8 protein-coding genes and 1 pseudogene are annotated in these 9320 nt (G+C 37.6%); 8 read left to right on the top strand and 1 reads right to left on the bottom strand.

From position 1 onward, the window contains the following. Positions 1–267: IS3 family transposase (locus BM195_RS17445; RefSeq protein WP_139224023.1), on the top strand; the 267-nt coding region annotated here is incomplete at its 5' end. 91 nt (positions 268–358) lie between these two features. Here BM195_RS17445 and BM195_RS18155 read toward each other — a convergent pair. Next, positions 359–508, bottom strand: a pseudogene (locus tag BM195_RS18155) (transposase); the annotation flags it as partial. 566 nt (positions 509–1074) lie between these two features. Between BM195_RS18155 and BM195_RS17440 the strand changes: the two are divergent. The 7 genes from BM195_RS17440 to cas2 are packed head-to-tail and all read left to right on the top strand — an operon-like array spanning position 1075 to position 8920. Continuing rightward, complete coding sequence (locus tag BM195_RS17440; protein WP_090241466.1) at positions 1075–3435, top strand: CRISPR-associated helicase/endonuclease Cas3; 2361 nt, start codon at positions 1075–1077, stop codon at positions 3433–3435. Positions 3436–3449: 14 nt separating this feature from the next. Then, positions 3450–4175, top strand: a complete 726-nt coding sequence (gene cas5c / locus BM195_RS17435) for a type I-C CRISPR-associated protein Cas5c (protein ID WP_090241463.1) — start codon at positions 3450–3452, stop codon at positions 4173–4175. Continuing rightward, positions 4172–6091: a type I-C CRISPR-associated protein Cas8c/Csd1 gene (gene cas8c, locus BM195_RS17430; RefSeq protein WP_090241460.1), complete on the top strand. Its 1920-nt coding sequence runs from the start codon at positions 4172–4174 to the stop codon at positions 6089–6091. The genes cas5c and cas8c overlap by 4 nt, the downstream gene beginning before the upstream one ends. Beyond that, positions 6072–6947, top strand: coding sequence for a type I-C CRISPR-associated protein Cas7/Csd2 (gene cas7c / locus BM195_RS17425; protein WP_090241458.1), 876 nt, complete (start codon positions 6072–6074; stop codon positions 6945–6947). Before cas8c ends, cas7c begins: the two co-directional genes overlap by 20 nt. Beyond that, on the top strand, positions 6934–7593 hold the full coding sequence (gene cas4, locus BM195_RS17420; RefSeq protein ID WP_090241456.1) for a CRISPR-associated protein Cas4: 660 nt from the start codon (positions 6934–6936) through the stop codon (positions 7591–7593). The genes cas7c and cas4 overlap by 14 nt, the downstream gene beginning before the upstream one ends. After that, positions 7590–8621 carry a type I-C CRISPR-associated endonuclease Cas1c gene (gene cas1c / locus BM195_RS17415; RefSeq protein WP_090241454.1) on the top strand — a complete coding sequence of 344 codons (1032 nt, stop codon included), beginning with the start codon at positions 7590–7592 and terminating at the stop codon, positions 8619–8621. Before cas4 ends, cas1c begins: the two co-directional genes overlap by 4 nt. An 8-nt stretch (positions 8622–8629) precedes the next feature. Beyond that, a complete protein-coding gene (gene cas2 / locus BM195_RS17410; RefSeq protein ID WP_090241451.1) occupies positions 8630–8920 on the top strand; it encodes a CRISPR-associated endonuclease Cas2 in 291 nt (96 codons plus the stop codon). Positions 8921–9320 lie beyond the last annotated feature (400 nt).

The following is a 9320-nucleotide window of genomic DNA, read 5'->3' as shown; positions in this document are numbered from 1 at the left end:
GAGTTTAAGAACAAGCTCATCGACCAGGCATTAGAGACATTTGACATCGAAAGATCCCTTAGTAACAGGGGCACACCGTACGATAACGCCGTTGCGGAGGCAATATTTAAAACAATCAAGACGGAATTCGTTTATGGCCGTGTATTCACTTGCCAACATGAACTTGACTATGAGCTTTTCGATTATGTGAATTGGTTTAACAATATTCGGATTCATGAATCATTAGATTACTTAACACCGTCTGAATACAAGTTGATGCACCTTTAAAAATTTGTTCAGTTTAGTGTTGACATTCCAATCCTGATTAAACAGTTTGTTGTTGACTTAAGTCTTCGTTGATACGATCTACAGCTAATTTTTAAGCATTATACATCAAGGTAACGATATCAAAATGAACTTTGGCGCGTTTTCCTGTGCGATTACAAACATTGTTGAGTGGAAAAAATTCCTTTAAGTACGCATTGACTCGCTCAACTGCCGAACGTCGCTTATAGATGTCATCCCAAGCTTATGGCATCCAGATCAATCGCAGAAATAATGGCCTCATATTTTTGGGTAGATTCCATCTCATATAATTCTTGGATGCCAAATAAGCTTGTTTGTCGGTGCTTAATGGGAATCTCTCTAAGCTCTTACCAACTAATATCGGTTTTTTTCAGACACTAAAATTAGTTAGAACGGTTATGAACGTTGATATAGCAAAGTTTCAAAACCCTATATTTCATTATGCCGCCCATACTCCATTATTACTTTCAGGCATTTACCTACCTTTGTACACCACCAATTATTAGTGTTTATACTTCAATTCCAGAACGAATATTTGTGACCAATTAGTAAGAATGTGGTCAAATAAAGTTGTTGTTCAATTTATGTTTCAAAATAGTTTTATGATGTCAAAAAACTAAAATGGCATATAAAAATGTACAATCCGCTAAATTTCACCCCCTAAAAAATTTGGCATATTTTACATGTTTTTTCTATCCAAATTGTATGAAATTGGTTATAATGGTCGTAGTCAATATTTCCTAAAAATATTGATTTTTAATAAAGTTAATTATTCTTGGAGGTGGTTAATTGCTATTAGCTCATATTAGGAACAGTGATTTTGCTGAACAATCTGTTCAAACTCACTTGGAAGACGTATCTTTAATTGCACGTCAATATGGGGACGCTGTAGATTTGGGTGCTCATGCGGAACTGGCAGGACTTTTACATGATATGGGTAAATTCACACAACACTTTACAACGTATTTAAAAAATGCCGTGTTCAAACAAGAAGTCAGCAGAAACAAAATCGATCATTCAACTGCAGGCGCAAAATACTTATATGATAATTATTATAACAAAAATGCACTTCAGAATTATGTGATTGAAACAGTTGGAATGGCGATTTTATCCCATCATTCAGGATTACAGAATTTCGTACAACTTGATTTTAAACCGTCTGATTATTTAAGGCGCGTGACCAATGAAGAATTGCCTCACTACAGTGAAGTAGTTCGAAATTTTGAATCGATTAAAGGAAATGCAGAGAGAGTGAAAGCTCTTGTCGAAGAGGCAACAAACGAGTTTCGGGAATACAGCGGAAAAATAAAACCGCTTACAAAGCCCATTGTCTATTTGAATCTGATGCAAAAATTAGTATTTAGTTGTTTGGTTGATGCTGATCGTACTAACACCAGACGTTTTGAAGAAAATGAAGAAAGTAATTTATCAAAAGATAAAAACGTATTCAGGGATGGATATAATGAGCTTATCGCCCAGGTTTCTAAATGGGAACATCATCAAGTGACCCCAATCAATCAATTGCGGAATGAACTCTCGGAAAACTGTGATCAGTTCGCAGACGAGCCTTCCGCCATCTATACATTAACCATTCCAACCGGTGGTGGGAAAACCTTTGCGAGCCTCCGCTATGCACTAAAACATGCGCAAATTCATCATAAATCACGGATCATTTATGTTGTACCCTACACAACGATTCTGGAGCAAAATGCAGAAGCCGTGAGAAATATTATTAAGCAGCCAGATGCCGTACTTGAGCATCATGCCAATGTGTTAGACGATGATAACTTAGATGACGAAATGGATTATTATCGAATAAATAACCACAAACAACTACAATTAGGGAGGGACAACTGGGATTATCCGATTATTTTTACCACAATGGTACAATTTTTGGACGCCTTTTTTCAAAAAGGAACGCGAAAAAGCCGCCGATTACATAACCTAACTAATTCGGTTATTGTTTTTGACGAAGTGCAATCAGTCCCCTATCAACATATTGAATTATTCAATACAGCAGTTAATTTTCTTCATACAGTAGGTAATAGCAGTATTGTGTTGTGTACGGCTACACAGCCTGCAGTGGATAAGATGGACCTTCCGATTGTTTTAGAAGACAATACGGAAATGGTACCAAACCTTAGTGAAACGGTAGAGGCATTTAAAAGGGTGTCTTTTCATAATAAGGTAGAGCCTGATGGCTGGGACACAGATCAAATAGGTAATTTTGTTGAGCAGCTTATACAGAGATTGGACTCTGTATTGATTATATTAAATACGAAAACAGCGGTCAGAAAGTTGTACGAACGGCTGGCAGAACATAAAGAAGCTTATGCTGTCCACTTAAGTACATCGATGTGTCCCGCGCATCGCAAGGAAAAACTGACAGATATTAAACATAAATTAGGGAACGAAAAAGTTATTTGCATCAGTACGCAGCTTATTGAAGCTGGTGTTGATATTAGCTTTGAATCTGTCATTAGGTCTTTAGCCGGTTTAGATTCAATTGCCCAAGCAGCAGGACGTTGTAATCGAAATAAAGAAGTAGAAACAGGGGATGTTTATCTTATACGTGCAAAAGATGAACATCTGTCAAAACTGCCTGAAATCCGCATTGGTGGGGAAGTGACAGAAAATTATATCCTGTCTAATCCACAGTATGCTGACCATTTACTTAGTCCTAAAACAATTAAGAGGTACTTCACACATTTTCAAGCACAAGCTAAGCGTGAAATTTTGAAAACTCCAAAAGGGTTGGATTATGAATTAATAACAATGCTTAATGGATCGTTTGCATCGAAAAAGCGACCTCAGACAAAATCTACGGGGATGTTTAAAACAATAGAACGTTATTTTGAAGCAATAGCCTCACCTACCACGGGGGTTCTGGTGCCATTTGGAGAGGGTAAAGATATCATTGCTCGTTTAAATGAAGACATACAAGACCATGCACTATTTAACCAATTGATGAAACAAGCCCAGCAATACAGTGTTAATCTTTACGATCATGAATTGCAGACATTGGGTTCTGAAAATCTAATTACACCGCTTTTTAATGAAGCGATTTATTGTCTGAATGATAAGGCTTATAATGAACAATACGGCGTCACATTAGAAGGAAAAGCAGCACTGGATAATTATACCTTTTAAGGAGGTGAAAACTAATGAGAAATCAAATTGAATTTATTGTCCATGGTAAATATGCTCTATTCACCGATCCTGTGACACGGATTGGGGGAGAAAAATTTACGTATCAAGTACCAACGTATCAGGCATTGAAAGGAATTGTCGAATCGATTTATTGGAAACCTACTATTACATGGTATATCGATAAAGTTCGTGTGATGAAGGCAATTCAAACGGAAGTAAAGGCTGTTCGTCCAATAAAATATCAAAATGATGAAAATGATTTAATGTACTATACGTATTTACGCCACCCAGCGTACCAAGTCCGGGCTCATTTTGAATTTAATAAGAACAGGTCGGATCTCGCCTATGACCGTAACGAACACAAGCATCATAATATCGCAAAGCGTTCGGTTAAAAGAGGTGGACGAAGAGATGTCTACTTAGGAACAAGAGAATGCCAGGGGTATGTTGAAGAGTGTACTTTTGGTGATGGAGAAAGCTTTTATGATAATTACGGAGAAATTAGTTTTGGCCCGATGTTTCATGGCTTCACATATCCAGATGAAGGTAACCAAGAATCACTTGAGGCACGTTTATGGGTGCCAACCATGAAGAACGGTACTATCTCCTTCGAACGACCCGAAAATTGTGAAATTGTTAGAACCATACACAAGGATCACATGAAACCATTTAAGCAGGGAACTAATTTCACACCAGTTGATGACGAATATAAAACAGTATTCAAGGAGGTGGACCAATGAGTTGGATGCAGCAATTAGCTGATGTTTATAAACGCAATGAATCACACGTCGGAAAATTTGAAGAACGGCGGAACCAGCGCATAACATTGCTGCCTGTTTCACATGTCATGCAGAGTGCCCAGATAGAGATACTTATCACATTGGATGGTGAATTTAAAAGCGCAAAAGTCGTTGACAAAGAAAATTCACGAACGATTGTGCCGGCCACAACAGATTCGGCAAATAGGAGTGGCGCTAAAATTGCACCGCATTATATCCATGACAAATTGCAATATGTCGCCGGAGATTTTCTAGATTTTGGAGGACCAAAAAAGCAAAAAGAACATTTCGATGTTTATTGTAAGCAAATGAAAAAATGGGCTGGATCAGTAAATGCTCCGCAAAAAATCAAGACTATTTATTCGTATATTTCAAAGGGGAATGTGATACACGATTTAGTTAACGAAAGTATTCTTCCTATTGATGAAAACCAACAAGTGCTTGATAAATGGCCAAACGATCAAAAAGATGAAAAACCGGAAATCTATAAATTAGTCCCAGGTAGCCCACTTTCAGCTTTTGTTCGGTTTGATGTGTTACATGAATCACCGGAAGATCCTGTTGTATGGGAAGATCGTAACCTATTTGATAATTTTATAGACTTTTTAGAAGGGACATATGAACAGGAACGAGGTTTGTGCTATGTTACTGGAGAATATACAACCGTAACGACTCAGCATGGATCTCGCATTAGAAATGCCGGTGATATGGCTAAATTAATCTCAGCTAATGATAGTTCAGGATATACTTACCGTGGTCGTTTTGCTGAGGCGACAGAAGCGGTACAAGTAGGCTATGATGTATCACAAAAGTCTCACCATGCATTAAGATGGCTCATCCAAAGGCAGGGAACGTATATTGATTCACGTTACTTTGTCTCTTTTGGTTTAGAACAACCAGATGTACCTGATCCTTTTGACAGTACAAGTGAATTGATGGATGAAGATCTTTTTTCTGAAAGTCTACAAAAATTAGGAGAAGAACAAGCTTTAACTGAGGACCTTGTAAGTGAAGAACTCAATAAAGCATTACAGGGCGTTAATCATCATCTCAACAAAGAAAATCTTGATCATATTATTGTTATGGCTCTTGATGCAGCTACCAGCGGGCGTTTAGCCATTGTCTACTACCAGCAAATTAGAGCTTATCTATTCTATAAAGCTATTCTTGAGTGGCACAAGTCTTGCCGATGGTTACAGACATATAATGAAGAGAGCACAAACAGACTAAAGTCCTATGTCGGCACACCATCTACTTATCGTATTGCTGAGGCCGTTTATGGTAGCAAAGCAGACAGCCGAATTAAAAAAGATTTATATACGCGATTACTTCCTTGTATTATCGAACAAAAACCGATTCCGAAAGATATTTTACGAATTATCTTTAATCGAGTTAAAAATCCGTTCAGTTTTACCAATTCTAATGAATCATGGCAGGCAACACTCCATATTGCATGTGCACTCATTAATAAACAATATGAAAGTGAGGGATACACAGTGGCATTACAGAAAGACAATCATTCACGTGATTATTTATTTGGTCGTTTGCTTGGGATTGCTGAAGTTATGGAAAGAAGAGTTCTTGAAAAACGTGATGAAAAAAGAGCTACCAATGCAACCCGATATTTCAATGCTTTTACACAACATCCGGCGCGGACATGGATGGTAATCCGAAAACAATTATCTCATTATTTTCAAAATTCAAGTGATAATATCGGGTACTACGCAATGCTTCTGCAGCAAGTTGAAAACAAATTAAATACTGAACAAATGACCGACGATTCACTCAAACCCGTGTTTTTACTTGGCTACAGCAGCCAAATTCAGGACCTGTATACAAAAAAGGAGGAAAATAACAATGACGGCATTAAAGCATAAGATTGATTTCGCAGTTGTATTTACAGTTGATAAAGCTAATCCAAATGGTGATCCACTCAACGGTAACAGACCTCGCCAGGATTTTTATGGACATGGGGAAGTATCAGATGTAGCTCTTAAAAGAAAGTTAAGAAACCGTTTGCAAGATGAGGGGGAATCGATACTCGTACAGTCAGATGAAAGGAGATCGGATGAATATCGCAGTATTAAAGATCGTGTTGATTCTGTGGAAGAACTGAAAAAGCTACTAACAAAATCTAAAGCTTCTGGAACTGATGAGCAAACAGCGGAAATGCTGGCCAGTAACACCTGGTATGATGTGCGCGCATTTGGACAAGTATTTGCCTTTAAAGGGACTAAGATGTCTATAGGAATAAGAGGACCTGTATCGATTCACACAGCAACAAGTATTGATCCAGTTGATATATCAAGTATGCAAATAACAAAAAGTGCTAATTCAACAACTAACGAGAAAGATCCGGGTCAAAAAACATCAGATACTATGGGAACCAAACATCGAGTCGATTTTGGGGTCTATGTCTTTTATGGCAGCATCAATCCACAACTTGCTGAACAAACAGGATTCACGTATGAAGATGCTGAAAAACTCAAAGAAGCGTTAAAAACGTTATTTGCAAATGATGCTTCTTCTGCAAGACCTGATGGCAGTATGGAAGTAAACAAAGTTCTTTGGTGGGAGCATACTTCGAAATTAGGACAATATTCTTCTGCTGCGGTACATCGCACAGTAGATGTAAGTCGAGTAAAAGATGATTTACCTCAATCAATTGAAAATTATGAGATTACAGTTAGTACATTAGACGGATTGGCTGTCGAAGAATATGACGGACTATAAGGAAGATGACTATCTATTATTATCCGGCATACAGCATTTTGTCTTCTGTAAAAGACAATGGGCATTGATTCATATTGAACAGGAGTGGAAAGAAAATGTACTAACAGTCGAAGGGAATAATCTTCACGAAAAAGCAGATGACCCTTTTGTACGTGAAAAAAGAGGAGAAACCATTTATGTCCGTGCATTACCTGTTCATTCAAGAGAACTCGGCATTAGTGGTGTATGCGACATGGTTGAATTCATTCGGGATAACGATGGTATCCCACTCAATCAGGAAGAAGGTTTTTATCGTGTTAAACCAATTGAGTATAAACGCGGAAAACCAAAAAAGCATAATGCTGATATTCAACAATTAGTCGCTCAGGTCATATGTCTTGAGGAAATGCTAGCAACTACTATTCATGAAGCGGCACTTTTTTATAATCAAACGAAACATCGTGAAAATTTAACAATAACTGAGGACATGAAACAGCGAGCCGTAACAATGATACAAGAAATGCATCATTATTATAAGAGAAGACACACTCCTCGAGTAAAGACAGGTAAACATTGTCTGCGTTGCTCACTGCAGGATATATGTTTGCCAAAATTATTGGAAAGAGAGAAAGTATCCACGTATATGAATAGGATGTTGACAGATTGAAACAATTATTAAACACTGTATATGTTTCTGAACCTGATATGTATTTAGCTTTGAAAGGAAAAAATGTCAACTTGCTGAAAAATAATGAATCTATTGCCCGTATTCCGCTTCATAACATCGAAGCAATAAGTACTTTTGGACATCAGGGTGCAAGTCCTGCACTAATGAGTGAATGTATGGAGAAAAACATAAACTTAACGTTTTTCACCAGCAGCGGTCGCTTCCGCGGTCGTTTAACCGGAAAAATAAATGGTAATGTTACCTTGAGAAAAAAACAGTATCGTATATCCGATAATGAAGACGAAAGCGCTAAAATCGCCAGACATATGGTTGTAGGAAAAATTTTTAATAGTGAACAATTGTTGAAAAGGACAATCAGAGATCATGCGTTAAGAGTTGATGTCAACCATATGAATCAAATTATCGATAGGCTGCGTGATTCAAGAATAGATGCCATGAATTGTAATCATTTAGATGAATTGCGTGGTATTGAAGGAAATGCGGCAAATGCTTATTACAGTGTATTTGAAGCGTGTATTTTACAGCAAAAAGATGTATTTTTCTTTAGCGAACGTAATCGAAGACCTCCCTTGGATCCTGTTAATGCTTTACTTTCTTTTGTCTATTCTTTGCTCGCATCAGAATCTGCTTCGGCACTTGAAGGAGTCGGGCTCGATTCGTATGTAGGATTTTTACATCGTGACAGACCAGGCAGAACATCGTTAGCGCTGGATATAATGGAAGAATTACGATCAATCATCGCCGATAGATTTGTTTTGAAAATGATCAATCGTAAACAGGTAAATAGTAATGATTTTGTTACTAAAGAAAATAAGGCAGTGATCCTCACAAACGATGCTCGCCGTAACTTTTTACAACTATGGCAAAAGGAAAAACAGGAAGAGGTAACCCATCCTTATTTAAAGGAAAAAGTGTCTTGGGGATTAATACCTCACGTCCAAGCGTTATTATTAGCTCGTTATTTACGCGGGGATCTTGATGAATACCCCCCTATTTTAATAAGGTAGGTGATAACATGTTAGTTTTAATAACATACGATGTGCAATCCTATACTGAAAATGGAAAAAAACGTTTGCGCAAAGTGGCTAAAAAATGCGAAGAATATGGTGTGCGTGTGCAAAACTCTGTATTTGAATGTATGGTCGATAGTACTCAATTAAAACAACTGGAAACAGCGCTAGAAGAAATTATAGATTCTTCAGTTGATAGTTTGCGTTATTACCGATTAGGTAAAAATCATGATACCAAAATAAAACATGTTGGCGCTAAGTCTGCAATAAAAGTTGATAAGCCTTTGATTTTTTAAACGGCGAACTATAAGAGAACATAAAAATACAGGATCGTTCGCGCAAAATTTTAAAGATATCCTCCCCAAATAAGTTAAAATAAACACACGAGCAAAGTATTACTGTGGCTATAAGATCAATATGTAGTGTTCAAATAGTCACAATATCTATATCTCGCAGTCGCTCCCTTAATTGGGAGCGTGGATTGAAATGCCGCCTTATGCAGAGCAACGAGAGTATGACACGTCGCTCCCTTAATTGGGAGCGTGGATTGAAATATGTACTCTGCTAAGTTTTCAGCCTGTTTGCCCCGTCGCTCCCTTAATTGGGAGCGTGGATTGAAATAACTAACTGGGAGCAAAGGAGAGCAAAGCATATCGTCGCTCCCTTAATTGGGAGCGTGGATTGAAATCTCCAATT

It is taken from the genome of Lentibacillus halodurans (assembly GCF_900112045.1).
GTDB classification, from domain to species: Bacteria; Bacillota; Bacilli; order Bacillales; family Amphibacillaceae; genus Lentibacillus; species Lentibacillus halodurans.
This window is presented reverse-complemented; position numbering and strand designations above follow the sequence as displayed.